Source organism: Anabaena lutea FACHB-196 (assembly GCF_014698305.1).
Classification (GTDB): Bacteria; Cyanobacteriota; Cyanobacteriia; order Cyanobacteriales; family Nostocaceae; genus Anabaena; species Anabaena lutea.
The window spans coordinates 147,173-171,739 of sequence record NZ_JACJST010000004.1; the positions used below are offsets into that span (position 1 = coordinate 147,173).

Below are 24,567 nucleotides of genomic sequence, written 5' to 3' on the forward strand. Positions count from 1 at the left end.
CCGTCCAACACTTGCCTTATTAAAGTCATAACGACTATGATTTATTTAGAGGTACAAAACAAAAATAATCAGCAAAACTCCTTATGGTGAGGATTCAAGAAATTCCCTTAAATCAAATTCAACGTCCCTTGCCGCGTCAGAACGATCCCCAGAAAGTACAATCCTTAATGGCATCGATTGCGGAAATTGGGCAACAAGAACCTATAGATGTCCTGGAAGTAGATGGACGTTATTATGGCTTTTCTGGTTGCCATCGTTATGAAGCTTGCCAACGTCTAGGCAAAGAAACCATTATAGCCAGAGTTCGCAAAGCTACCAAGAGTGTTCTCAAGATGCACTTAGCATGAAAAGCTATTAGCTGACAGCTGAATGCTTAGAAACAACCAGCACTTTAACAACACAGTTATTTGGAGCAAAAATTATGTCATCTCCAGCAAAAGTCAAAAATGTGAATATCGGTATTGATGATGTTAGTAGAGGCAAAATTGCCGAAGGATTGTCTCGCTTATTGGCTGACACCTATTCACTGTATCTGAAAACCCATAATTTCCATTGGAACGTCACAGGGCCGATGTTCCAAACATTGCATTTGATGTTTGAGACACAATATACAGAACTAGCCTTAGCCGTTGATTTAATTGCCGAAAGGATTAGAGCGCTTGGCTATCCCGCACCGGGAACTTATAGTGAATATGCCCAACTGAGTTCAATTCCCGAAACTCCTGGAGTTCCTAAAGCTAAGGAAATGATTCGGCTATTAGTAGAAGGACAAGAAGCCGTAGTCAGAACTGCACGATCTATCTTCCCAATAGTAGATGAAGTTAATGACGAACCTAGTGCAGATTTATTAACTCAAAGGATGCAGGTTCATGAAAAAACAGCTTGGATGTTGAGAAGTTTGCTGGAAGAGTAGAGATTTAGAAAATGGGGTATAATAGGTAACAATGCCTTACACCCCATTTTTTATGCTCAATGATACTTTCACCAAAAAGTTGCAAAATTTAATGCAACTTGTGGGTATTCCTAGTTTTAAATCTCTAAGTCTTGCTGCTAATGTTTCCGAGAGGCAAATTTTGTCTTTGCGACGGGGAAAGCTTAAGCAGATGCGAGTGGAGGTACTGCTTAAGCTTGCCAATAGTTTACAGCTATCATTGAGTGAATTTATAGCAACTTTTTCAGATGGGAGTTCTGAGTACCAAGTGCTGAGTTCCACCGTCAACACACAGCACCCAAATACTGAAAAAAAGCTATTACAAGAAATTGCCGATTTAAAAAGAGAGTACGAGCGAATCGTGCTGACACTCGAACAACAGCGAGAGTTATTACAGCAAGAGTTTCAGCAGTCAAGTTTGCAAATTTTGGAGTCTTTATTGTTGTTCTGGCCGACAGCAGCGCAGAAAGCCAAGGAGAATCCCCAGCTAGAAGCGATCAAAATAGTGCCTTTGGTGCAGAATTCCCTAGAGAAATTATTGCAGGCTTGGGGGGTGGAAGCGATCGCCTCCGTGGGCGCAGAAATTCCCTATAATCCCCAATTACACCAATTATTGGAGGGAACCGCCCAACCTGGCGAAATTGTGAAGGTGAGTTATATTGGATACAGTCAAGGTGAAAAGCTGCTTTATCGAGCTAAGGTGAATCGGCTCACAAATGTTCAAGCTTAACTATTAATTTGCTATGAATCAATTTCTATCATAAATTTGCTAATTATCAGTCCAACAATAACAATTTTATATGATTTTTTAACTAAAGAATCTCAAATTTTTAGTCTAATTTTCATAATTAAAATAATTTTATAGGTTTGAGAAAATTAGATTTTTTTTTAATTCCGATATTGGTATATACTAGCTAAAACAGAACATCATTGAGTCAATCAGAGTAACTTAATTATGAGTCAGCAGGTGAAAGTTCTTACAATTGAAAAAAATTTAACCGCAGACACTTCATCAGAATTTCAGCAAGACATTGCCCAAATTCTAGAAAGTGGCGTAAAAATTGTATTAGTTGATTGTCAAAATATCACGTTTCTAGATAGTTCTGGTTTAGGAACTCTGGTGTTAGCCTTCAAAATGCTCCGGGATGCTGGCACTAAAATGGTTCTCTGTTCGATTAATGAGCAAGTGAGGATGATTTTTGAATTGACTAGTATGAATGAGGTATTTGAAATATTTCCCAGCCAAGATGCCTTTAATCAGGTTTTAATTGCCAAGAATTAATTAATCGAATTTGATTTGTAAGAGAGATAAATCATCCTCAAAGGCTTCTTTGGAGTTTAAATTGATTAAGTAATTCAGTATATGATCGAGTTGATAATCAAAAGCATGGTTTTGTAAGCTAAGTATTAACTGAATAAATCCATTTAGACTCCAAAGAGTGCCATCTGATTTAGTAATCTCATAAGCACCATCACTAAAAATATACAGGCTACTAAATTTGTCAATATCGCAGGTGCTATCAACATATTTGGCTTCAGGAAACATCCCAACAGGCATACCTGGTGTTTTTAATAGTTTGATTTCAGGACTAATAGCAGATTTTTTGGATACTAATATTGCTGGTGGATGTCCACCACTGGCATAAATTAATTGGCGATTGATTCGGTTATAAACTCCATACCAAATAGTAAAGTATTTATCATTTTTATAATTCATTTGAAAGGTGTCATTCAATGCTGCTAATACCTGGCTAGGCTGATAGTAATTCAGTCCTTTCAGCGCCCGAGAACGAAGTAAATTCAGTACAGAAACAGAGGGTAAAGTGGCTCTGAGTCCATGTCCAGCAGTATCTAACAGATAAATTGCTAAAGAGTCGGAATCAAGCCAGTAATAATCAAAACAATCACCACCCAGTTGTCGAGAGGGAAGGAATCGAGAATTAATACCCAGAGGTGTAGACATAGGCACAGGTAGAAGCGATTTTACATATTCTGCTGCTTCTGCTAGTTCTGTTTCTAATAATAGCTTTTGGGTTTGTAAATCTCGATTTAACTGATGTAGGCGTAATCCGGCTCTGACTCTGGCTTGGAGTTCATTTTGCTCGATAGGTTTAGAGATAAAATCATCAGCACCAGTATCTAGTCCCTTAACGCGATCTGCAACTGAATCTAGGGATGTTAATAAAATAAAGAATGTGGTGGATAACTGAGGATCTTTTTTAATGCGATCGCATACTTCTAGCCCAGTTAAACCTGGCATAATCCAATCACAAATAATTAGGGCTGGAGGACAAGCTAGAGCTTGTAAAATTCCTTCCTGTCCATTATTAGCAGTAATTACTTGATAACCTTGTTTTTCTAACATCCTTTTCAGGAGTATCTGTATTGAGTGGTCATCATCAATTACTAGAATTTTAAACATAATAATAAATAGCGTATACAATCAATAAATATTATATGGCAGTCCTACTTTGATTTATAAAATGACTCTTGGCAACGGGCAGTCTAGAGAATTAAAGTTGAGGTTTTTTATCACATATTAAAAAGGAATCCTACTATATGGGAAAATAAAAGAAAGTAAAAGTCTACCAGTTACCAGATATGTTAGGATATAAGCTGATAATCATGCAATTTGCAGGCATGACAGGTTATTAATTTCATAACACCATTAATCCATTTTCAACCAACTCAATTGTCAATCCTTATGTTTTTTTGATATTCATCAAATATTAATTATTATGGGTTATGGCGGTGCAAGAGGGTTGAGCCATAAGAGCAGGGATTTTTTTAGCTGGTTCAAGTCGCGGTATACTTCTTGCTTAAACCATTGACCTAAGGCATCAAATGGTGTGAAAGAAGTTCCTGGTTGCCATTTAATATCTTGACCTAATGGTGTAGTGTGATTTCCAGATAAGGTTTGTACTGTCACCATTTCTGGAAAGCGATTTTGGAGGATTTTGGTTAAAGCTGTGGATTGATCAAGATTATCATTGCTAAATTTTATAATTAAATTACGCCGGATTTGATAACTGTCTTGTACAAGCTGATTGGTTTCTGTAGGTGTGGGGGTAAACTCGATGGCCAAGGTAGAATTTAATTGTTCTACTAAAGGGATAGCTTCTCTGGCAGTGTAGTTGTTAAAGGAGATGAGAATATTGCCTGCACGTTCTACTTTAAACCGACTCCCAATGAGTAAATGGAGTTTACAACCCATACTATGTCCAACGCCATAGGTAGGGAGGTAGAGCTTGCGTAATTCTCCAGAATCATATAGACGTTCTAGAGTGCGTTCAAAGTTGAGTAATACAGATTGCGCGATCGCACTATGATCTAATGTGTTGATAAAGGGAGTCGCAATCACAACATATCCTTTTTCTGCAAACTGTTCTAGTAACCAACGGTAAGTCAGATGGGGAGCAGTGGCGACAAATGCTCCTCCCAAAAAATGGATTATACCGATGGGATTTCGGGGAATGACTACCCAGTTACCTCTAATTTCTTTCCAGTCCATATCAATATGGGATACCTAGGGTAAGCTACGCTAACGTTTAATTCATATTATTTAATTTTACTCCCTTCTTAGCAGAAGATGGGGAATTTACCCCCACCTCCGTCGGAAAGAGTTATCTCATGCCCGCTTAATTACTTATAAAAAAATCTCCGCCTATCCCCATCTGGAGCGCAGTTCCCTAATTATAAGTCTTTAACCGAACAGATGAAACTACATAGAATAGTTGACCGCAGATATAGATACTCCTAGGATGGCTGCTATAGCAGGAGTCAGGAGACGCTTCGCAGACCTCCGGTTCAGGAGTAAAACCCTCTTGTAGTGAGAATTTCATTATCAATTGATGTCCTAACCACCCTGTCCACAACCATAAAAGAGTACGCCGATAAATCAATAGAAGTCTTTGGTTTAACGCCGACTTACTTACTCATCTCTGACTTTGTAACTTTCTCATTTCATACTGCACATCTAAAGCAATTTGTAATGCTTCATTTAATAATCTGCCATGTTCACTGGCTTGTTCAGTAACTTGCATTGATGTTAAAGTAGCTAAATTATTCACAAATAATTCAGAATTTTTAAGAATAAAAGTCTTATTTTCTCGTAAAATCTTTTCTGTTTTTAAAGCCCGAACTAAATCACTTTTTGTGAGATTTAAGGCTTCAATCACCCTCTCTCTTTGCTTGATGCCTACTTCTGGGTTTCCAGCTGCTTCTATTTGGTCGTTAATATCGATAGCTTTAATAACAGCATTATAGCGCTCAACATCATTGAGTAAAATTCGCAGAGAATTGGTCATATTGGTTTTGAGAAAGCTATTTTTAGCTTTCCACATCACATATAATATAGTTTGTGTCACGCCACCCAGCCAAAGACTGAGTAAGATTAATAATATCCCGGAGGCAATTTTTATCTCTGGAGCAAATAATTTAAGGATTATATCAATTAGTAAATAGACAAAAAGACAGGTAGAAAATCCAATAAAAACTACGGTAGCACCTTCTGAACCTTTGATTTTTGCTATTAATTGCTTTCCCCATTTTTTAAGCGGATTAGTAATGATAAGCAATTTATCACTAACAGGTAAATTAGTCAATTGCTGAAGTTCTTTTTGACTAATCTCCAAGCCCTGTAAATCATCCCGCACAGCTTTTTAATCCTCGCCATAATAGTGATTTAGTCTAATATAGCAATCAAATTTAGAGAATAGTAATACACCAGGCATTTTGGCAGACAAAGGCAGACAAAAATTTATCTAGCTAAAAATTAACTTCTGAGCTAAGAAAATGCTTTTTTATACATTTTTTCTATTTCATTCACAGGGAAGTGATTATACTTGAATTACTGGGAAAGATGCTAGTAAATGAATTGAGTATTTTTGAAGGGCTACACCAGCTACTACTTATGAAATAAGACGAATACATAGTAACCAATAATAGCAAATATGAAAAGCATAGTGGCAGGATATACTACTACATCTTTGACAATAAATAATATCCAATCTTTCCTCAGTTCTTGTTTAAACTTGAGTTCCCGCAATTTGCGCTCAAGTTCTACATCTTCTTTGGTAGAGAAATTTACAGTAGGGCTGGTATATATATCATCAATAATCTCTGCTGTACTGCGTGTATCTTCTTCGGTGATAAAAGTTTGGACAAAAGTTTCTAAAGGATGATTTGTCTGTGTTGATACAATTGGTAAGTTATCCTGTTTAAGATTCTTAACTTCTTTTTTGATAACTTTTTTGACAATTTTGACTATTAAAGCTTCCAAGTCTTTCTCTATCATGTGTCGTTAATTGAGAGAGTTTATATCATGGTGTTTCTATTTTTAGTTTAGTTGAAATTAAGTTTTAATGACTGAAGTCTTTGCTACACAAACAAAACCTAGGGAACTGAAGGCTACGGTTCATTTTTAAATCCGTAATTGGGTTATGCTGGTAATTTTTATGGTTAGTAGCCGTAGCATTAACCCAATTTACTATTCTAGAACAATTGATTCTATCCAGAAAAATTCACAAGTTCTCAGAATTTAGAATGATAGTTTTCAGTCATTTTTAATAGTTTCTAACATTTCGTAGCATTGGGATCTTCAAATTCACCAGGTTGACGGACAAGCAATTCATTTAAAATCATCTGACCTGAAGGATTTATTACCTGTAATCGAACCAAATCTGATTGAACAGTTTGCCAGGAAACTCGATATTTATATTTGGAATTAGTCCAGGTGAAGACAGGACGGGCTTTAGTACCAGATGCTATAGCACCAATTAAACAAAGTTTTTTCCCTGTTTTCAGGTTTAAGTTTTTGTAGTAATATTTACCTTTTGCTTGCCAAAGAGTTAAATTCCAATTGCGTGTTTGACCTTGCACGTCAAAAAATTCCCCCTCTGGAAAAGCGAGGTTAGCCACAGCTTGATTCTGGACGGCAATATCTGTGACGATAGGCAAAGAAAGACCCAGAACTAAAGCGATGCTTATTCCTTTAATTTGCATAATTGATTACTACCCTAGAAGTAATATAATTTTAGCTACATCATTCTATGATATTATTTTTTTAATAAACCTCATATTTACGCAATAAAACGCAAAGTTACCCGGTTAAAATCAGGTAAATAATCAATCTTAGAAGTCGGAGATCTGAATCATAGCGATAATTCTCCGGTGAGGTGAATCAATCTGTCATGGTTCTATTGTCTTCTCTTATTTACATGATATTTGGTGATGGTTGGGTGAGATGATGTGAACAGATACAGGGTTTTTGGGTTGTAATTTAGCGTTATTAATATTGTTGGGTTTCCTTGCGTCAACCCAACCTACACCATAATTTTTATTTTCATGAAACTAATTCATCAATTTTTGCTATTTCATGATTTTTCTGATTTTGATAAAATTCTTCAAACAATGTAAAAAATCTATCTACTGCGCTTTTTTCATCGGCTGAATGGAAGAGAAGAATACTTGACCATAATTGACCTGTTTCTACATTGAATTTGTGTCTTATCCATTGTAAAAAAGTTTGAAATTCTGTTTCTTCTGCTGTTAAGGGAATACCAATTTCTCGACGGGCAAAATAGTATCCATCTAAAAATGCTTGGAGGCTAAAAATAGAATTTTTACCTATATACATTGCAGGTCTTTTTTTGATCTTTTGCAGTAAGTTGTAGAGATTATCCATGTTTAACTCACTAAGTTTCTAGGTTAAAAGTAAGTTTCTGTGATTTGAAACTCTAATCCTGCATCTAATATAGGTGAATAGAGATTCTGTATCCAGTTTAATGGGGTAATGCCTTGATGGTGAATATTGTCAAAAACAAGTTCTCCGTCATTTATCTCAATTATAACACCTTCATGATGACCTGTTGTAGCAATCAATTCTCCAATACTATCATCATAAATTCTGCCATAAATTGGATCTTGAGAATTTGTATCTACTTTAATATGCTTACCATGAATACTTTGTCTGATTAAAAACTCTTTGATTGCTGTAGCACGGGGAATACAATCAAATATTCCGTAACTACTGGCAATTGCTATAATTTGTTGATAGATGATATCCTCTTTATTCAAAATCACTCCGGTTGTCAACTTTTAATATTTCTACCCTGATTACTACTGATTGATAGTTAAGGGAGTATTAAGTTATTTTTTATATTGTTGGGTTTCCTTGTGTCAACCCAACCTACAAAATACTACTTTTTAATACCTTTAATAAATTCTGTTCTCGCATCAATAATGGAAGGTATTAAAACACAATTCACAAATAAATCTATATCTAAATCTGGCAATAATTCACTTTGATTAATTTGCTCATAGTTATTTTTTTTGAGATGATATAAAGACAAGTGATTATTTTCCCAAAACCAAACTTCAGTAATATTAAACCTTTTGTATTTTTCTAGTTTGTCAATACTACCACTGGTAATATTAACCTCAATTGCTAAATCTGGATTTTCTTTTTTTTCTCCGATGTAATAAGATTCATCAGGTTCAAAGGAAGCACTTTTTTCTTTTGCGCGACGAGTAGCACTACCTACTGGGATAAAGTTTATCCCTTTTTCAAAAAGATATGCTTCTATTAAAATAGCGATAATTTTTTTGATATTTTCGTGTTGTTCACCAAGTGTCGTAAATTCGATGCACCCATCAAGATAAGTTATCCGCAAGTTTCCTGCGTCTGCGGTTAAGGTTTCTATGATTTCAAATTCCTTCCAGGTATAATAACCAGGTAGAAGAAATCGCTGTTCGGAAATTGTGGTAGTTTTGTCTAGGATTTGGATAGTCATAGTAATTTTATGGTTATGACTTTAATCTTGATTATAACTCATGGTGAGGTGAATGTTTCTAGGTGTATCTGTCATGGTTCTATTGTCTTCTCTTATTTACATGATAGCTTGTGATATTTGGATGAGATGATGTGAACAGATACAGGGTTTTTGTAGACTCATCCAGCATCATTTGATATAATGTAGAATAATGATCGCATGATGATAAAAGCAATGTCACAGGCAGGATTAAATTTATTCATTCCTATGGAGTTACTGATTAACTCCTTAAATGCGCTAACTTTATCAGAAAAACGGCAGATTTCGCAGCTTCTTAATGAAGCTATTGCTGATGCTGAAGGGGAAAATGGGCGAGAAAATGAAACTACTAAAAGAGAAATTCAATTAATGGGTGATGAATATGCAAATGGAAATTACAGTCAATTTAGTAATATCCAAGAACAGTTAAAACAAGGAGCTATTAAAAGAGCAGAACGTGATTTAGGATTAGTTGAAGAGTGGTTTAATCTGGAAGAAGAAGCGTGTTAAGTAAAGGAAAAATTATCTATCCCCAGCGTGGTGAAATCTACTTGGTTAATTTTGATCCAACTATAGGTTCAGAAATCAAAAAAACACGCCCAGCTTTAATTTTGCAGAATGACGTTTCTAATCAATATAGTCCTATAACTATTGTAGCTGCTCTTACTTCTCAGTTTACAGAACCTTTGTATCCTACTGAAGTGCTAATTAAAGTACCAGAAGGAGGTTTACAGGTTGATTCTGTTGCGCTTCTTAATCAAATTCGTTCTATTGATAAACAAAGATTAATTAAACGTTTGGGTGTTCTGGAATCAGTTACAATGGAACAAGTAGATAAAGCAATTCAGATTAGTTTGGGTTTAGTGAATTTAACATAAATGAATATTTTTATGTGTATCTGTGATGGTTATATTGTCTTCTTTTATTTACATGATAGTTGGTGATGGTTGGGTGACATGATGTGAACAGATACAGGGTTTTTGGGTTGTAATAAGTGCGTTATTAATAGTGGGTATTGTTGGGTTTTCTTGCGTCAACCCAACCTACTAACTAAGGTGATGATGAACTTACTAAATCTGCTGTTTCTCGGTCTAAAACGGTGAGGGCTTCTTGAATTAATTCAACTTCATGAGTTTCAAAAAGTGATTCACCACATTGATCACAAACCCATGCTGGAATTGCATTCCAAGAAATATGATAGCCTTTTCTATCAATGGTAAATGGGGCTGTTCCTCTGTGCATTTGTCCTTTACAATATAAGCATTCCATTTTAAAGTCTCCTTGTGAAATCAGATACAGTTTCTGGTAATTGGCGTTTAACTTTTGTTTTTGAAGATGGGGATGCTTACGACGTAAATTACGAGGATTATCATTAGGATTATGAACATGAATACTAACAGAAAACCTAGACATCCTGGTGCTTTGATTAAACGTCAATATTTAGAACCTTTAAATATGACGGTGACAGAACTTGCTAATATTTTGGGTGTGTCTCGAAAAACGGTTTCGGAAATTGTGAATGAACGTGCAAGTGTAACACCTAATATTGCTTTGCGGTTAGCAAGTGCTTTTCAAACTACGCCGGAACTTTGGTTAAATCTTCAGCAAAAATTTGATATTTGGTGTGCAAAAAATGAGTCTGAAGAATGGAAAAATATTTCACCTATTGAAATTAGTTAAAATAGTTCGGGTGATAATTCTCAGGTAAGGTGAATGTTTCGGTGGTGTATCTGTGATGGTTCTATTGTCTTCTCTTATTTACATGATAGTTGGTGATGGTTGGGTGAGATGATGTGAACAGATATAGGGTTATTAAGGGTGGCTTATATTGTTGTTAAGCCACCCTACAGGAATTAAAAAGATATGAAATCAAACAAATGGATTGATAATTCTTACTTTATTCTCTATTAGTTGATTATGTTGCATATCTTCTGAGTAAATGATGGAACATTGACTTAATAAAGCTGTAGCTATAATCAAACTATCCCAATAAGAGTAGTTATATTTTGCATTGATTTCTAATGCTTGTATAACTTCTGTTGTGTTAATTGCCTGAACAGGAAAAGTATTCACTATATCTGATATGATTGTAATAGCATCTGTTTTTGATGTGAATTTTTTTCTAGTTAAAACATGAAATAATTCTCCTAAAACCTGAGTGCTAACTAACAGAGATGAAGAATGATTTTTGATGATTTGTGCAACTTGTTGGGATTTTTCGGGCGGATTTTTAGCATAGAGATAAATCCAGAGATTGCTATCGAGAAAGATATTATCTGTCATAAATTTCTTCTCGATTAAATTTGTAGTCTGCGGGAAGTGGGAAGGAGTAGTTATTTACTCTCGCTAAGAATTGCTGTATTTTGGATTCTTGAGAATCTATTGGTTGTGTAGATTCGCTGGGTTCGAGAATCATAATTTGTATGGTTTTACCTTCTAATTCGGAACTTAGTTTTTCATTCAAAATAAGTTCACCGTTGGTACAGGTTGCTTGGATGATTTGCAGCATTATGAATAACCTTAAATCCTATATAAAATTTTTCGGTATGATCCTATTATAAACTACGCACTAAATATCCCCGATTTCTTTTCAAGATTTTCTATCATATCCATAATTAATCTTAGAAGTCGGGGATCTAAATCATGTGAGGTGAATGTTTCGGTGGTGTATCTGTGATGTTTATATTGTCTTTTCTTATTTACATGATGGTTGGTGATTGTTGGGTGAGATGATGTGAACAGATACAGGGTTTTTAATAGTGGGTTATGTTGTTGCTAACCCACTCAAAGTATTACTTATTTTCTAAAAATTCATCTACGGTAATTCCTGCTTGTCTAATTAAACTTCTGAGTAATCCTGGTGCTAGTTCTTTATGATTAGGAACTGATAAAATGGGTTTTGATTCGTGCCAAAGTATAGTATGATATGACTTCCGGTTTGATGATCTACAGCATAGCCAAATTTTTCAAATATTTTGACTGTTTGTTTACCGGAAATATTTGATAAGCGTCCCATTTATACTACTACTTCCCCTACAAAAGATTGAGATTCTTTTGTTACATAGGGTTTCCCATGTTTTTCTAATACGTGAAGATAGCCTTTTATTGCATCTTTGATATTTTCAATTGCTTCATCTAAGCTTTTACCTTGACTGACACAACCAGGAAGTTCTGGTACTTCAGCAACGTAACCTAGATATTCTGAATCATAGGTGAATATTACTTGAAATTTCATACAGGAGGGGTTTGTATATTTGTGTGCTGATTATTAATATATCTAATTTTCTTGGCTAGTTGTTCGAGAATTTGATTTTGTTCGGGTGATAATTCTCAGGTGAGGTGAATGTTTCGATGGTGTATCTGTGATGGTTCTATTGTCTTCTCTTATTTACATGATCGCTTGTGATGGTTGGGTGATATGATGTGAATAGATACAGGGTTTTTGGATTTTAATAAGTGCGTTATTAATGGTGGGTATTGTTGGGTTTCCTTGCGTCAACCCAACCTACTTGCTAATTACTCATATTTCTAAATCCTCATCTAATATTGTTTCAATGTCTCTTGCACCATGAATAATTCGCAAAATATCAATTTCTGATTCAGTGATACGATAAAAAATGAGATATTTTTTAAATCCTTTGATAGATTGTTGTCGAATATCTGCTAAGTTGGGAAGAGAAAATTGACAGATTTTTCCCATAGCTGGAGTTTTAGCTAATTGTTTAAATGTTGTTTCTGCTGCTATTAGAAAGCGGTCGGAAACATCTAAGCTATCTTCTGCTATGTAGGTAGCTAAATCTATCAAGTCGCGGATAACTTGAGGTCTTTTTTTAATTGCAAACATCATGGCTAAATTGCACTTTGACGTTTGTTAGTTTTTTCACGAACTGCTTGACGAATATCTTCCCAATCTTGAGCAGTCATTTCTGTTGCATTTCCTGAGTTTAATCCTTCTAAAAGCAGGGTTTGTAGTCGTTCGTTTGCTCTCTGTTTTTGGTCTTGTCGCACTAATTCCCGAAAATATTCACTAACGCTGCTGTAACCTCCTTGCGCTACCTGTTCTTCTATATAATCGCGCATGGTATCAGGTAAAGAAATATTCATACTTTTCATAATGTGATTTCCTAAATCTACTTTTTTATAGTATGGCAGATTTTGTCATTTTCTGCCATCTCTATGAAAATAAGTATTTACGACAATTAATTTTAGTAGCTAAAGATACTTATAATAATTCTCAGGTGAGGTGAATGTTTCTGTGGTGTATCTGTGATGGTTCTATTGTCTTCTCTTATTTACACGATCGCTTGTGATGGTTGGGTGAGATGATGTGAACAGATACAGGGTTTTTGAATTGTAATTTAGTGTTATTAATGGTGGGTTATTTTGTCGCTAACCCACCCTATGGTATTGTTTATCCCTAGTTAAAAGAAAGGGATTTCTGTATACCTAAATGTGTAATATGTATCTCATCTACGTCGTTAAAATGTTGATGTCGGTTCTTGATATAATCCTGCTTACCTAAGTAAATTAAGATTTTTGCTAATTCATTATCGTCTAAACCTGTTTTTTCACGAATTTGTTGAAAGATTATTGCTTTTGATTCATCACCATCAGCGATTTCAGCAATAATTCTTAAAACTAAGTCTATTTGTTCTTGAGTCATGATTAATACCTAAAGCAGAAACTACTAAACACCATAGTATTCAGTATTCGCAGGTTTGGTAGAGTATAAACCGTACCAAATAATTGGGGATATTTCATTATTTTGAAAATTTAACATACCAAATTAATTTTTTATTGATTTGCTGGTTTAAGCTTTTCTGTTGTTGGGTTTCCTTGCGTCAACCCAACCTACTTGCTACTACTTGCTACAAAATTCAAAAGTTTAAGTAAATTAGAAAGTATTAATGGCAATTATTATTTCTTTCAGAGTTTGAGTTATAAACTTATCGAACCATAGTCGAGCATTGTTAATTTTTTTTAACTCATCATCATCAATTTGGAAACAATGTAAATTCTTAGGATGTGTAATATCATTTCTAATTTCAATTGAGTTAGTAAAGTCCTCCCATCCAGAAATACTTTTAATATTTAAATTAGTACCAAAAACTGTATTTAGCATTTTCTCTACAAATGCAACTTTATTTTTAGGAGAAATAAATTTTGGCGACAAAATAACTTCTCCAGTCTCTTCGACTTTATAATCAGCTTCTTGTAGTGCCAAAAATTGTTGTGGTAAAATTTCGTAATAAGATATAGAAGTTTTATCAGCTTTTCTACCATATTTTGATTTCATAAAATTTTTATTTATTAATATTGTTTGCTCTCCAACACCACTGTCTTGTTCTAGTAACTCTACTGTCATTTTCTGTAAAGTGAACAGTATTCCTTCAACTTCCGAAAAGAAGCATCTTATGTATGTTCTTCTATTAAATTGAGAATCATTTTTTAATAATTCTTCTTCAGCAATAGATGTATCAGAATGTAAATAGATTAAACTATCAAGAAAAACATGAATTATGGGTTTATACCTATCATTAGTAACTAGACTATTAATAAATGTATATGTCATATTATCATATTTATTAATATAAACTAGATGATCAAGAAACATCTGGTTTGGCTTTGATTCATTATATTGAGACAAATGAGCAGCAATTTCAACAATATATTTAAAAAAAGAGTCTATCAGTTCGGAATTCATAATTAATACCTAATTTTTCAACACTTCTGAATTATAATTTTAACCGCAAATGTACGCAACCCAACGCCAAATCATCCGCGTTAATCTGCGTACATCTGCGGTTAAAAATCCCTAATGCACCAACTCAATAGCCCGCTTCGTCAACGCTTCCGCAGTCAAGCCATTAAACGCCATCAACTCACCGGCACTTGCAGTAGTTTCCCCACGCTTCCAGGCAAAAGAATCACGCTTAGAATTACTGCGTAACATGATTGGTTCTAACATCGCCGCAGCGCCACCTGTCACACCAATTAAGGCATCTCCACCAAACAATTGCTCAAAATCGGCATCACTTAAAAAACCGTTATCAGGTTCAGAACAAGTATCCCAAGCAGTATCATGGGGACGATATAAACGACGGGGATTGATAATAGAAACAATCTTCACACCAATACCTTCAGTTTCTAAAAATGCTGCCGCTTCAAAAGCAGGAATTAATGTCATATCGCCAATTACAGCTAATACAACAGTCTTCCCTCCCGCAATTTCATGTAATAAAATCGCGCCCTTTTCTAACCCTTCTTCTGTTTGTTTTAAGGTAGTTCTAATGGGTAAAGGAGACTTACTTGCAGTAATGACAATTCCTTTATTTTTTGTTTGCAAAGCCCAGTCATAACAAGCTTGAATACTGTTAGCATCTGGGGGAAATAAAGGGAAGACATTTCCTGTTCTCATCAATGATGCAAAATAAGCTTCAATTTCTGGTCTTTGGTGAGTCCAACCGTTGCGTCCTTGTTCTAAAGCCCCGGCTGTAAATAATGTAATTGTCGAGGGAGTTTGACGGCGTAATTCTGCCATTGCTTGGGTGACAGTTTGCCAAATTGGTAAACCATTGATGGCAAAAGATTCGTAAGAACACCACAATGTTCTCGCACCCATTAAGGATAAACCAGCGGCTAACCCTGCACAAGCATCTTCGCTCAAAGGTTCGTAAACTTGACCTCCTGGGGCTTGATTATATAAATCATCGGTGGTGGGGTGATTGATTTTTAAAGCTTGGTTGATGTTAGCAATTCCTGAAGCTTCGTTACCGTCGGCGTTGGTTACGAGGAAATTTTTATCTTTATTTCCAACTATTCCTACTAACCTTCCCATTGCTGTTGTCGCAACTTTTGGTTCTCCGCCAACTGCATATTCTTCTAATGGTAATTCCCCTAAATCTGCTAAAGGTAATTCAAATTCTGTAACTGCGGTTTTTGCTGCTGGACCACCTCCCGCACGTTCGGCATTTGTTCGCACTGTTTCCCATGCTGCGGCTGATAATGCCCGTTTTTGTAATGCGGTAGCAATATGGGGCGCGTCTAAGGTATCTTTAGGATAGAGGTTGTGTGATTTTGCACCCAAGGCGTGAACCCCTGCACCTTTGAGTTGTTTGATAATAAATACGGTCAATTTTCCGCTAAGTGCTGAACGCGCAGCTTTATCCATTCCTACTAACACCGCTTTGGTAAATTCTAGGCGGTTGGCAAAAGAAAATGCGGTACTATCAACATATTCACCGGCTTGGTTTTGGTCGTCAAAATCTTTAGCATTGACTAACACGACTTCGGCAAAACCGTTACCTTGCCAGTATGCTATCATCTCTGCGTTGGTTTTCAATGATACCATGCTGTGGTGTTCTTGGCTGTAACCGTTCCACACTAATACGGGTAAGAAGTTGGTAACGGTGGGGTAAGCGGTGTTAAAATGCGCCATTGAACTCATGATATAGGGTTCACCCAGTCCCCCGTCTCCCAGGGTGAAGGGGAAGAGTTTATCACGGTGCAAGAGTGCAGCAGACATGGCAAAATGTTGTCCTTGTCCCAGGGGTCCAGCCGGTGCGAGAATACCAGGAATGTAGCCGGAAAGGTGTCCTAATAATCCATGCTTTTCTCGAAAGCGATCGCGCAATTGTTGTACTGTAGAAATGCCCATGTCTTCTAAAGAACGGTCTAGAAACATGGCACTATAGAAACCAGGGGCGTGATGTCCGACTTCGGTAATAATGTTTTTATGTCCCAGCATGACCAAAGCTGCATAAGCTTCCGCTTGGCTGGCAAAACCGCCGGGATGTCCAGAAGCCTTACTACCAGTGATTTGTAGAGTTAGATAGCGTAGGGCATCAGCCGCGAGTAGAGTTTGATATACTGCATTTGTATCGGTAGGAGATGCGATCGCACTCTGACCCGATTCTATCACTGGTGTTGCACCATAAGTTTGAAAATCTGGCAGTGCTTCCCCAAAATATTGTATCCCTTCACAAAAATCAGGAAGAGAGGAAGATGCCTTTGTCGTAATTGCTGTCATGCTGAGTACCTTAATAAAATCAGAATAAACTTGTGATGTTTGTTCAAGTTAATAAAGATTTTACATCTTCCAGGTTGTAATACCAATTCTCTATAAAAAAGAATTCCTATCACCATGACTCAGCCTGAGTTTATAGCATTTATAACAAAAACTAAGGTAATCTATAGCAATCCAAAATGATAACAATTTCAAAAATGAGTGTGACAAATATTTTTACTCTCAGCCGGATACAGAGAGGGATTCCAAATCCAAAATATAAAATGATATAATTTGTGAAGCAATCTATTTTAAGTTCTGCACCAATAGGGGTTTACCATTGCTAAACACCTACGTTAATTTAATAAAAATGCAACAAAATAAATACCCTCAAAAAAATTTAGAGGATATTGGAAAAGTATTAAGCTTTATTCAAATATCCTCTAACCTCTGATAAAAAGGGGATAAATTACTTGGTTTTCCCCTTTTAAACACAAATTTATGGGAATACCTAAGTGTTAAAAAGTGTTAAATACCACAAAGAATTTTTCACACATCCTCTTAGTCCCAATAAGTTAAAACCAGAATTCCTGTTGATAGCTGGTTAGACTATCAAATAGATATTTAAGTTAGAAAAATCAATTGCAAAAAGCTTATTGTTGTAAAAAATCAATGAACTGGGATATGTACTTGTTGAGTTATTTGTCTCATTAGGAAAGAGACTAAAATAGAGATCCTCATAATTACCATCCCATAAAGGTATAACAGTATTACCTCCTGAAGTTGACTCCATTTCTTCTAAATCTACTTTATGAAAAAGCCCATTTATTTCAACAGAATGTAACTTGGAATTCATGATCGCAGCCATTGTCTTAATTTTCCAATCAAGAATTGAGCAGTTGTACGAATTTAATGCTAGTAAAATATCTGACAAAAAATGCCCTAAAAAACACAGTGTTTTACCCTCAAATAACTAAAGTATTTGTAGTATCAGCACATACAAATGATTAATTACCAAGAATTTATCACAATGTATGTTGACCGAGAAAAGTCTATAGTACCGATCTTATTATCGCGGATACCACTATCTACACCTTTAATATCACCAGTCGTTGGACCCTGCACATCTCCAGTATTGGTAGTTATAAAATAATTATTAATACTACCCCCGCTACCTCCAGATACAGTCTCTGTTTCAGCCGGAGATAAATCATGAAAAAGGATTTTTTCATTCTGACTATCTAAGTTTGAAATCACTATCGTTGCCATTAAATTATCCTCTAAATCGAGAGTTGACTTTACACTTATATTTTTACCTTACCAAATTATAAAGAATATGAAGTTTCAATGTAGATAAAAGTTTTTAGACATTATTTTAGGACATTAATCAATGCATTTTGTCTAAAAAAACAAAGTTTATATTTTCAACAGAACCTATTTAAAAAGGCGACAAATATCGATACAACTAAAGCATGACACAGATTATCTCAAGACATATTTCTATGTATTTTGTCTATAAAGTTAATTTCTCGATTTTGAAATAGCTAGATTAAAAATAATATAAAGTTTTTATTTATAAAAAGTTTTATGCACATGATTTTAGGACATATTTCCAGAAATTTAGTCTGAGAATTGAATATTCTTATAGTTACTATAAGATTGCTATATCAATCCTTGCAGATGTTGTGAACACCTTGTAGATTGGGTGAGATGTGGTAATTAACTTATCACTCTCACGGTACAGGTATAGATAAATCACCAAACCGCGTCGCAACTCAACATCCACTATAAAATGTGTATTCACGATGCATTGAACAGCGCGCTAGAAGTAGCTTAAGACAATCCATGAATCGTCCTTACACCTTAGATATCTGACAAGTCATAAGAATCTATCCCTTGTCAATGAGTACATTTTTCATATACTGCTATATAGTAAACATAAAGTTTTGTGACGAGAGGGCTAGGAATGTACATAGTACAGATTGCCTCAGAATGCGCTCCTGTAATTAAAGCCGGAGGGTTAGGGGATGTTGTTTACGGACTCAGTAGAGAATTAGAGAATCGAGGAAATACAGTCGAGCTTATTTTGCCTATGTACGACTGTATGCGCTATGACCATATTTGGGGGTTACATGATGCCTATCTCAACCTGTGGGTTCCCTGGTATGGCGCAGCAATTCACTGTTCTGTATACTGCGGTTGGGTACATGGAAGAGTGTGTTTTTTCATTAAACCTCACAGTGAAGACAACTTCTTTAATCGCGGTTGCTATTACGGTTGTGAAGATGATGATATGCGTTTTGCATTCTTCAGCAAAGCAGCTTTAGAATTTTTGCTCAGAAGCAATAAAAGACCAGATATCATCCATTGTCATGACTGGCAAACAGGCTTAATTCCCGTCATGCTTTATGAAATTTACAAATATCATGGCATGGAATATCAACGGATTTGCTACACCATTCATAACTTTAAACATCAAGGAATTGGTGGTGTGAAAACTTTGGAAGGAACCGGATTAAATCAACCATCTTATTACTTCCAATACGATAAGCTGCGTGATAACTTTAACCCCTTTGCTTTGAATTATATGAAAGGGGGAATTGTTTACTCCAATGCTGTCACAACAGTTTCACCTCACCACGCTGTAGAAGCCCAAACCAGTGATGTTGGCTGCGGGTTAGGACACACATTGCATTTACAAAAAGAGAAATTCACTGGAGTTCTCAACGGGATTGATTATGATTTTTGGAATCCCGAAATTGATCGTTACATCCCCTCCAATTATACATGGGATGATTTTGAACAAAAAGTATATAACAAAAAAGCTTTGCGAGAACGGCTGATGCTAGGCCATGCTGATAAACCAATCGTGGCTTATATCGGACGTTTAGATAACCAAAAAGGTGTACATCTTGTTCATCATGCCATTTATTATGCTCTGAGTAAAGGAGCGCAATTTGTATTACTAGGTTCAGCCACAGAACCAGCAATCAATGCTCATTTTCAACATGAAAAACAATTTTTAAACAGTAACCCAGATGTCCATTTAGAACTGGGATTTAATGAAGAATTATCCCACCTAATTTATGCCGGGGCAGACATGATTGTTGTCCCTAGCAATTATGAACCCTGTGGGTTAACTCAGATGATAGGTTTAAAATATGGTACTGTTCCCATTGTGCGCGGTGTTGGGGGACTGGTAAATACAGTATTTGACCGAGATTACGACCAAAATCTGCCCCCAGAAAAACGTAATGGTTATGTATTTTATGAAATGGATAATCAGGCGCTTGAATCAGCAATGGGACGGGCAATTGATTTGTGGTATCAGCAACCTAAAGAGTTCACTAAACTAGCTATTCAGGGTATGCAGTATGACTACTCTTGGAATGTTCCAGGGGCAGAATATCTAGAGATTTACGACTGGATAAGACATAAGTGGTAAGTCAGTAGTTATCAAACCTGCATAGTTGAGGGTGCGTTGCTTGTCGTATGTAATTAACGCACCCTCAATTTTTCAGTTACTTTAGAGGAAGATAGATTTACACCAATCAAAAAAAATTTTATGCCTCTACCAAATGGCCCCAAAACCCCAGCATTTTTCCAGATCATGCGCTGGGTATTCAGTCCCATGTCATATATGGAAGCCTGCGTCCAAACCTATGGAGATAGCTTCTCACTTAAGTTAGATATAAACTATCCTCCTATCGTCTTTGTCAGTCACCCCCAAGCCATTCAGCAAATTTTAACCAGTGATACCAAAGAATTAGAAGCACCAGGAGATTTAAATGACATTTTTGAATACTTACTGGGCAAGAATTCTGTTATTTTACTGAGTGGCACACAACACCAGCGTGAGCGTCAATTAATCATGCCTCCGTTTCATGGTGAAAGAATGCGGAATTATGCAGAAGTAATTAACGATATCACCGAGAAAGTCCTCAGCAAACAGCAAATAAATCAACCTTTCAATATCCGAAATATTAGCCAAGACATTACTTTAAGTGTAATGATGCAAGCTGTATTTGGACTTTATGAAGGGGAACGTGCAGAAAAACTACAGCAGCTACTCTGTGAAATTTTAGAAGTAGGTAGTGAACCTTGGAGAGTTGCTTTATTGTATATTCCCGCTTTAAAAAATGTGATTGGTATTTCCCAACTTTGGGAACAGCAGCAGCGTCAGCAAGACAAAGCCGACCAACTCATTTATGAGGAAATTCAGGAACGGCGAGAAAATACTGACCCGTCGCGCACAGATATCCTTAGTTTACTCATGGCGGCTAGAGATGAAGATGGTCAACCCATGACCGATGAAGAATTACGTGATGAATTGATCACCCTATTGGTAGCAGGTAACGAAACCACAGCCACCGCTATTACCTGGGCTTTATACTGGATTCATAAACTACCAGAAGTACGTCAAAAGCTATTAGCAGAACTGGATAGTTTGGGAGAAAATCCAGATTCTAATGCCATCTTTAAATTACCCTATCTCACTGCTGTTTGTAATGAAACATTGCGGATTTATCCCATTGCCATGTTGACTTTTCCTAGACGAGTGAAAACTGCTGTATCAATAGGTGGTTATGATTTAGAACCTGGTACAGTCATCTTAGGTTCTATTTATTCAACTCATCAAAGGTCAGATATTTATCCCGAACCCAAAAAGTTTAACCCAGACCGCTTTTTAGAAAAGCAATTTTCTCCCTATGAATTTCTACCTTTTGGGGGTGGTGCAAGACGCTGTATTGGTCTAGCTTTTGCTCAGTTTGAAATGAAATTGGCACTAGCTAAAATTCTGACCAGTCGTGAATTAGAACTAGTTGATAATGGGGAAGTTCAAGCTAAACGCCGTGGTTTGGTAACAGGCCCAGACCGCCCAATTCAGATGGTTATCAAGAGTCAGCGTCAGGTGAAATCTAGGACTTTAGAGACCAGCATTATTTAATTATTTGGCGTTGCTGATTTAACAGCAAAGAAATGAGAAATTTATTTCTGCGCTCAAACTGAATTTCATTTTAGGGGTAAAGTTTAATGCTAAACCCCTACGTAATAAATATTTGAATTGATTTAAGTTGGTTTTTATGGAATACAGTTTAGTTCTTCGGAAAGAGAATCCACAGTATTGACCTATAATCTACCAATTGGGTTATGTCTCACTATAGATACTTTTCTTAGGAATCAGCGTATACATTAACCAGTAGTAGAAACATAAAAAAGTAATTTTTTTTTATGTCTGACAAACCAAACTTTGAGGAAAAATTATTATCTCAGGCAGTTGAAAGAAGAATATCTGAGGAGTTAGATGAAGTAGAACAAATAGATATAGAGATAAAAACTGATATTGGGAAATTATTTCGTGGACAGGTAAATCAGGTTGATCTTGCTGGTCAAGGGTTGGTAGTTCAAGACAAAATCCGCGTCCAGGATATAAAACTGCAAACGGATAGCATTTCTATTAATCCTTTAAGTGTGATCTTTGGACAACTAGAACTCAATGAACCAGTAAATGCCGATATTCGCCTTGTTCTCACGGAAGCAGATATTAACAATGCCTTGACTTCAGAGGTGATTTACAGGTGGGTGAGACAATTTCAATTGAATGTAGATGGTGAAATTGTCAGCTTTGAACCGGAAGAAATGCAGGTATTTTTACCCGGTGATGGCAAACTAGAATTTAAAGGTAAGGTATGGCTCAAAGAAAAGGATAATACTCATATCTTAGGTTATCATGCGATAGCTTCGCTCGCCGCAGGCATCGCTCATCCCCGAACTCGGACAAAACCCCCCATGTTGGAAAGTTTTCGTTGTACTGAAGGAGAAGGAATAAGAGTGGAATTAATAGCAGCTGCTATGCAAAAAGCTAAAGAAATAATCAATTTACCCTACTTGGAGTGGGAAAATATGGTATTTTCTATCAAAGATATGGAAGTAAAAAAGGGTAGTTTAATCCTGATAGTCAAAGCTCACATAAAGCAAATTCCTTCAACGGACACTATGCTTTATCCTGATTAGGATTCACTCTGGTAAATACTAATTTTTATAAATAACAAATTGTGTATATTTATAAAAATATTCCTCATCTTGAAAACCGAGTTTATTTGAAAAAAACATAACTAACATTTATGCAAGAATATGATGTTGTCATGATCGGTGCAGGACACAATGGTTTAGTGTGTGCTGCTTATTTACTCAAAGCTGGTTATAGCGTCCTGCTACTAGAAAAGCGTCCTGTTCCCGGTGGTGCAGCCACAACAGAAGAATGTATCCCAGATCAAGCACCAGGCTTTAAATTTAACTTGTGTGCTATTGACCATGAATTTATTCATTTAGGGCCAGTAGTTGAAGAATTAGAACTGACAAAATACGGCTTGGAATATCTAGAATGTGACCCAGTTGTTTTTTGTCCACACCCAGACGGTAAGTATTTCTTAGCTCATAAATCCATAGAAAAGACTTGTACAGAAATCGCTCGTTATAATGAGCGTGATGCTAGGAAATATGCCGAATTTACAGATTATTGGCAACGGGCAATTAATGCCATGATTCCTATGTTCAATGCACCACCCAAATCAGTTGTAGATATTTTTGGGAATTACAATATTCAGAAATTAAAAGATTTATTTTCTGTAGTAGGTTCTCCAAACAAAAGCCTGGATTTTATCCGCACTATGCTGAACAGTGCTGAGGATATTCTCAATGAGTGGTTTGACGAAGAATTTTTGAAAGCACCACTTTCTAGATTAGCATCAGAACTGGGTGCGCCTCCTTCACAAAAAAACCTGGCAATTGGGGTGATGATGATGGCAATGCGTCATAATCCTGGCATGGCTAGACCTCGCGGCGGCACAGGTGCATTGGTGCAAGCATTGGTGAATTTAGTCACAAGTAAAGGTGGGGTAATTCTCACAGACCAGCACGTGGAAAAAGTTATAATTGATGATGCTAAAGCTGTAGGAGTGCGGGTTGCTGGAGGACAAGAATATCGAGCTAAATATGGAGTAATTTCTAATATTGATGCTCAACGTTTGTTTTTACAAATGACTGATAAAAGTGATATTGATGCAGTTGATTCTGAACTATGGGAAAGATTAGAACGGCGTATTGTTAATAATAATGAAACCATCTTGAAGATAGATTTAGCTTTAGATGAGCCGCTACATTTTCCCTACCATGAACACAAAGATGAATATCTCATTGGTTCAATCTTAATTGCCGATTCTATGAATCATGTTGAACAGGCTCATAGTAAATGTACATTAGGAGAAATTCCCGACTCTGACCCATCAATGTATGTGGTCATGCCTAGCGCTCTTGACCCTAGTTTAGCACCTCCAGGTAAACATACTGTATGGATTGAATTTTTTGCTCCTTATCAAATTGCTGGTGCAGAAGGAACAGGTTTGAAAGGTACGGGTTGGACTGATGAGTTGAAAAATAAAGTTGCAGATCGGGTAGTTGATAAATTAGCAACTTATTCGCCAAATTTGAAAAATTCAATTATTGCTAGACGTGTTGAAAGTCCAGCAGAATTAGGAGAAAGATTAGGTGCTTACAAAGGGAATTATTATCATATTGATATGACTATGGATCAAATGGTATTTTTCCGACCTTTGCCAGAATTAGCCAACTATAAAACCCCCATTGATCATCTATTTTTAACTGGTGCGGGAACACATCCAGGTGGTTCAATTTCGGGTATGCCAGGACGCAATTGTGCTAGAGTATTTTTGCAAACCAAACATCCGATTAGTCAGACTTTAAAGGATGCAGGAAATTCGCTGAAGTCTACTGTGGGTTCAGTGTTTGGGATTAGTTAG

The 24,567-nt window shown here is 36.2% G+C and carries 30 protein-coding genes; 11 read left to right on the forward strand and 19 right to left on the reverse strand.

What is annotated here, in order from left to right; all coding sequences use genetic code 11:
- Positions 1-83: 83 nt before the first annotated feature.
- The 4 genes from H6G59_RS06355 to H6G59_RS06370 all read left to right on the forward strand — a co-directional run bounded on the left by H6G59_RS06355 (position 84) and on the right by H6G59_RS06370 (position 2,213).
- Positions 84-347 (forward strand): ParB N-terminal domain-containing protein, encoded by a 264-nt coding sequence (locus H6G59_RS06355; RefSeq protein WP_127052090.1) that lies wholly within the window; start codon positions 84-86, stop codon positions 345-347.
- Positions 348-421: 74 nt separating this feature from the next.
- Entirely contained in the window at positions 422-913 is a 492-nt protein-coding gene (locus tag H6G59_RS06360; protein ID WP_190712549.1) for a Dps family protein, read from the forward strand.
- Positions 914-965: 52 nt separating this feature from the next.
- Positions 966-1,661 carry a nucleotide exchange factor GrpE gene (grpE, locus tag H6G59_RS06365; protein ID WP_190712551.1) on the forward strand — a complete coding sequence of 232 codons (696 nt, stop codon included), beginning with the start codon at positions 966-968 and terminating at the stop codon, positions 1,659-1,661.
- 225 nt (positions 1,662-1,886) lie between these two features.
- Positions 1,887-2,213, forward strand: coding sequence for an STAS domain-containing protein (locus H6G59_RS06370; RefSeq protein ID WP_190712554.1), 327 nt, complete (start codon positions 1,887-1,889; stop codon positions 2,211-2,213).
- Here H6G59_RS06370 and H6G59_RS06375 read toward each other — a convergent pair whose 3' ends face one another.
- From H6G59_RS06375 to H6G59_RS06410, 8 genes are all read right to left on the reverse strand, one after another.
- Complete coding sequence (locus H6G59_RS06375) at positions 2,214-3,353, reverse strand: PP2C family protein-serine/threonine phosphatase (RefSeq protein WP_190712556.1); 1,140 nt, start codon at positions 3,351-3,353, stop codon at positions 2,214-2,216.
- 321 nt (positions 3,354-3,674) lie between these two features.
- A complete protein-coding gene (locus tag H6G59_RS06380) occupies positions 3,675-4,442 on the reverse strand; it encodes a DUF1350 family protein (RefSeq protein WP_190712558.1) in 768 nt (255 codons plus the stop codon).
- A 424-nt stretch (positions 4,443-4,866) separates the two neighbouring features.
- Complete coding sequence (locus tag H6G59_RS06385; RefSeq protein WP_190712560.1) at positions 4,867-5,586, reverse strand: hypothetical protein; 720 nt, start codon at positions 5,584-5,586, stop codon at positions 4,867-4,869.
- A gap of 251 nt (positions 5,587-5,837) precedes the next feature.
- Positions 5,838-6,227: a hypothetical protein gene (locus tag H6G59_RS06390; RefSeq protein ID WP_190648648.1), complete on the reverse strand. Its 390-nt coding sequence runs from the start codon at positions 6,225-6,227 to the stop codon at positions 5,838-5,840.
- Positions 6,228-6,505: 278 nt separating this feature from the next.
- A complete protein-coding gene (locus H6G59_RS06395) occupies positions 6,506-6,934 on the reverse strand; it encodes a hypothetical protein (protein ID WP_190712562.1) in 429 nt (142 codons plus the stop codon).
- Between the two features lie 340 nt (positions 6,935-7,274).
- Positions 7,275-7,616, reverse strand: a complete 342-nt coding sequence (locus H6G59_RS06400) for a hypothetical protein (protein WP_190712564.1) — start codon at positions 7,614-7,616, stop codon at positions 7,275-7,277.
- Between the two features lie 23 nt (positions 7,617-7,639).
- Positions 7,640-8,008: a papain fold toxin domain-containing protein gene (locus H6G59_RS06405; RefSeq protein WP_190712567.1), complete on the reverse strand. Its 369-nt coding sequence runs from the start codon at positions 8,006-8,008 to the stop codon at positions 7,640-7,642.
- Positions 8,009-8,130: 122 nt separating this feature from the next.
- Positions 8,131-8,724, reverse strand: coding sequence for a Uma2 family endonuclease (locus H6G59_RS06410; protein ID WP_190712569.1), 594 nt, complete (start codon positions 8,722-8,724; stop codon positions 8,131-8,133).
- Positions 8,725-8,922: 198 nt separating this feature from the next.
- Here H6G59_RS06410 and H6G59_RS06415 point away from each other — a divergent pair, with 198 nt between their 5' ends.
- Positions 8,923-9,252: a hypothetical protein gene (locus H6G59_RS06415; RefSeq protein WP_242038802.1), complete on the forward strand. Its 330-nt coding sequence runs from the start codon at positions 8,923-8,925 to the stop codon at positions 9,250-9,252.
- Complete coding sequence (locus H6G59_RS06420; RefSeq protein WP_016950073.1) at positions 9,246-9,620, forward strand: type II toxin-antitoxin system PemK/MazF family toxin; 375 nt, start codon at positions 9,246-9,248, stop codon at positions 9,618-9,620. Before H6G59_RS06415 ends, H6G59_RS06420 begins: the two co-directional genes overlap by 7 nt.
- A gap of 172 nt (positions 9,621-9,792) precedes the next feature.
- Here the strand turns inward: H6G59_RS06420 and H6G59_RS27060 are convergent, their stop codons facing one another.
- Entirely contained in the window at positions 9,793-10,155 is a 363-nt protein-coding gene (locus tag H6G59_RS27060; protein ID WP_199331948.1) for a YgiT-type zinc finger protein, read from the reverse strand.
- Between H6G59_RS27060 and H6G59_RS06430 the strand changes: the two genes are divergently transcribed.
- Positions 10,129-10,422: a HigA family addiction module antitoxin gene (locus H6G59_RS06430; RefSeq protein WP_028082106.1), complete on the forward strand. Its 294-nt coding sequence runs from the start codon at positions 10,129-10,131 to the stop codon at positions 10,420-10,422. The two genes, H6G59_RS27060 and H6G59_RS06430, sit on opposite strands and share 27 nt — an antisense overlap.
- Positions 10,423-10,611: 189 nt before the next feature.
- On the opposite strand, the gene H6G59_RS06435 is transcribed toward H6G59_RS06430, so the two are convergent.
- The 10 genes from H6G59_RS06435 to H6G59_RS06480 form a co-directional block, all read right to left on the reverse strand.
- Positions 10,612-11,025, reverse strand: coding sequence for a PIN domain-containing protein (locus H6G59_RS06435; protein ID WP_190712571.1), 414 nt, complete (start codon positions 11,023-11,025; stop codon positions 10,612-10,614).
- On the reverse strand, positions 11,015-11,251 hold the full coding sequence (locus H6G59_RS06440; protein ID WP_190712573.1) for a hypothetical protein: 237 nt from the start codon (positions 11,249-11,251) through the stop codon (positions 11,015-11,017). The genes H6G59_RS06435 and H6G59_RS06440 overlap by 11 nt, the downstream gene beginning before the upstream one ends.
- A 283-nt stretch (positions 11,252-11,534) precedes the next feature.
- Positions 11,535-11,705, reverse strand: coding sequence for a type II toxin-antitoxin system HicA family toxin (locus tag H6G59_RS27705; protein WP_339327932.1), 171 nt, complete (start codon positions 11,703-11,705; stop codon positions 11,535-11,537).
- 53 nt (positions 11,706-11,758) lie between these two features.
- Positions 11,759-11,977 carry a type II toxin-antitoxin system HicB family antitoxin gene (locus H6G59_RS06450; protein WP_053538669.1) on the reverse strand — a complete coding sequence of 73 codons (219 nt, stop codon included), beginning with the start codon at positions 11,975-11,977 and terminating at the stop codon, positions 11,759-11,761.
- 285 nt (positions 11,978-12,262) lie between these two features.
- A complete protein-coding gene (locus H6G59_RS06455) occupies positions 12,263-12,589 on the reverse strand; it encodes a type II toxin-antitoxin system RelE/ParE family toxin (protein WP_242038803.1) in 327 nt (108 codons plus the stop codon).
- A 2-nt stretch (positions 12,590-12,591) separates the two neighbouring features.
- Positions 12,592-12,855, reverse strand: coding sequence for a type II toxin-antitoxin system ParD family antitoxin (locus H6G59_RS06460; RefSeq protein WP_190712575.1), 264 nt, complete (start codon positions 12,853-12,855; stop codon positions 12,592-12,594).
- A 304-nt stretch (positions 12,856-13,159) separates the two neighbouring features.
- Positions 13,160-13,405: a hypothetical protein gene (locus tag H6G59_RS06465; RefSeq protein ID WP_190712577.1), complete on the reverse strand. Its 246-nt coding sequence runs from the start codon at positions 13,403-13,405 to the stop codon at positions 13,160-13,162.
- Positions 13,406-13,636: 231 nt separating this feature from the next.
- Complete coding sequence (locus H6G59_RS06470) at positions 13,637-14,446, reverse strand: hypothetical protein (RefSeq protein WP_190712579.1); 810 nt, start codon at positions 14,444-14,446, stop codon at positions 13,637-13,639.
- Positions 14,447-14,557: 111 nt separating this feature from the next.
- Complete coding sequence (locus tag H6G59_RS06475; protein WP_190712581.1) at positions 14,558-16,771, reverse strand: phosphoketolase family protein; 2,214 nt, start codon at positions 16,769-16,771, stop codon at positions 14,558-14,560.
- Between the two features lie 987 nt (positions 16,772-17,758).
- Positions 17,759-18,016 (reverse strand): hypothetical protein, encoded by a 258-nt coding sequence (locus tag H6G59_RS06480; RefSeq protein WP_190712583.1) that lies wholly within the window; start codon positions 18,014-18,016, stop codon positions 17,759-17,761.
- A gap of 697 nt (positions 18,017-18,713) precedes the next feature.
- On the opposite strand from H6G59_RS06480, the gene glgA reads away from it, so the two are divergent.
- From glgA to crtO, 4 genes are all read left to right on the forward strand, one after another.
- A complete protein-coding gene (gene glgA / locus H6G59_RS06485; protein WP_190712586.1) occupies positions 18,714-20,192 on the forward strand; it encodes a glycogen synthase GlgA in 1,479 nt (492 codons plus the stop codon).
- A gap of 120 nt (positions 20,193-20,312) precedes the next feature.
- Positions 20,313-21,695, forward strand: coding sequence for a cytochrome P450 (locus H6G59_RS06490; RefSeq protein ID WP_190712588.1), 1,383 nt, complete (start codon positions 20,313-20,315; stop codon positions 21,693-21,695).
- Positions 21,696-21,979: 284 nt separating this feature from the next.
- Positions 21,980-22,762 (forward strand): LmeA family phospholipid-binding protein, encoded by a 783-nt coding sequence (locus H6G59_RS06495; RefSeq protein ID WP_190712590.1) that lies wholly within the window; start codon positions 21,980-21,982, stop codon positions 22,760-22,762.
- A 110-nt stretch (positions 22,763-22,872) separates the two neighbouring features.
- Positions 22,873-24,567 (forward strand): beta-carotene ketolase CrtO, encoded by a 1,695-nt coding sequence (gene crtO, locus H6G59_RS06500; RefSeq protein ID WP_190712592.1) that lies wholly within the window; start codon positions 22,873-22,875, stop codon positions 24,565-24,567.

Coding starts and splice junctions, on each gene's coding strand:
- H6G59_RS06355 (WP_127052090.1), top strand. CDS start 84: ATGGTGAGGATTCAAGAAATTCCCTTAAATCAAATTCAACGTCCCTTG.
- H6G59_RS06360 (WP_190712549.1), top strand. CDS start 422: ATGTCATCTCCAGCAAAAGTCAAAAATGTGAATATCGGTATTGATGAT.
- grpE (WP_190712551.1), top strand. CDS start 966: ATGCTCAATGATACTTTCACCAAAAAGTTGCAAAATTTAATGCAACTT.
- H6G59_RS06370 (WP_190712554.1), top strand. CDS start 1,887: ATGAGTCAGCAGGTGAAAGTTCTTACAATTGAAAAAAATTTAACCGCA.
- H6G59_RS06375 (WP_190712556.1), bottom strand. CDS start 3,353: ATGTTTAAAATTCTAGTAATTGATGATGACCACTCAATACAGATACTC.
- H6G59_RS06380 (WP_190712558.1), bottom strand. CDS start 4,442: ATGGACTGGAAAGAAATTAGAGGTAACTGGGTAGTCATTCCCCGAAAT.
- H6G59_RS06390 (WP_190648648.1), bottom strand. CDS start 6,227: ATGATAGAGAAAGACTTGGAAGCTTTAATAGTCAAAATTGTCAAAAAA.
- H6G59_RS06395 (WP_190712562.1), bottom strand. CDS start 6,934: ATGCAAATTAAAGGAATAAGCATCGCTTTAGTTCTGGGTCTTTCTTTG.
- H6G59_RS06400 (WP_190712564.1), bottom strand. CDS start 7,616: ATGGATAATCTCTACAACTTACTGCAAAAGATCAAAAAAAGACCTGCA.
- H6G59_RS06410 (WP_190712569.1), bottom strand. CDS start 8,724: ATGACTATCCAAATCCTAGACAAAACTACCACAATTTCCGAACAGCGA.
- H6G59_RS06415 (WP_242038802.1), top strand. CDS start 8,923: ATGATGATAAAAGCAATGTCACAGGCAGGATTAAATTTATTCATTCCT.
- H6G59_RS06430 (WP_028082106.1), top strand. CDS start 10,129: ATGAATACTAACAGAAAACCTAGACATCCTGGTGCTTTGATTAAACGT.
- H6G59_RS27060 (WP_199331948.1), bottom strand. CDS start 10,155: ATGTCTAGGTTTTCTGTTAGTATTCATGTTCATAATCCTAATGATAAT.
- H6G59_RS06435 (WP_190712571.1), bottom strand. CDS start 11,025: ATGACAGATAATATCTTTCTCGATAGCAATCTCTGGATTTATCTCTAT.
- H6G59_RS06440 (WP_190712573.1), bottom strand. CDS start 11,251: ATGCTGCAAATCATCCAAGCAACCTGTACCAACGGTGAACTTATTTTG.
- H6G59_RS06450 (WP_053538669.1), bottom strand. CDS start 11,977: ATGAAATTTCAAGTAATATTCACCTATGATTCAGAATATCTAGGTTAC.
- H6G59_RS06455 (WP_242038803.1), bottom strand. CDS start 12,589: ATGATGTTTGCAATTAAAAAAAGACCTCAAGTTATCCGCGACTTGATA.
- H6G59_RS06460 (WP_190712575.1), bottom strand. CDS start 12,855: ATGAAAAGTATGAATATTTCTTTACCTGATACCATGCGCGATTATATA.
- H6G59_RS06465 (WP_190712577.1), bottom strand. CDS start 13,405: ATGACTCAAGAACAAATAGACTTAGTTTTAAGAATTATTGCTGAAATC.
- H6G59_RS06470 (WP_190712579.1), bottom strand. CDS start 14,446: ATGAATTCCGAACTGATAGACTCTTTTTTTAAATATATTGTTGAAATT.
- H6G59_RS06475 (WP_190712581.1), bottom strand. CDS start 16,771: ATGACAGCAATTACGACAAAGGCATCTTCCTCTCTTCCTGATTTTTGT.
- H6G59_RS06480 (WP_190712583.1), bottom strand. CDS start 18,016: ATGGCAACGATAGTGATTTCAAACTTAGATAGTCAGAATGAAAAAATC.
- glgA (WP_190712586.1), top strand. CDS start 18,714: ATGTACATAGTACAGATTGCCTCAGAATGCGCTCCTGTAATTAAAGCC.
- H6G59_RS06490 (WP_190712588.1), top strand. CDS start 20,313: ATGCCTCTACCAAATGGCCCCAAAACCCCAGCATTTTTCCAGATCATG.
- H6G59_RS06495 (WP_190712590.1), top strand. CDS start 21,980: ATGTCTGACAAACCAAACTTTGAGGAAAAATTATTATCTCAGGCAGTT.
- crtO (WP_190712592.1), top strand. CDS start 22,873: ATGCAAGAATATGATGTTGTCATGATCGGTGCAGGACACAATGGTTTA.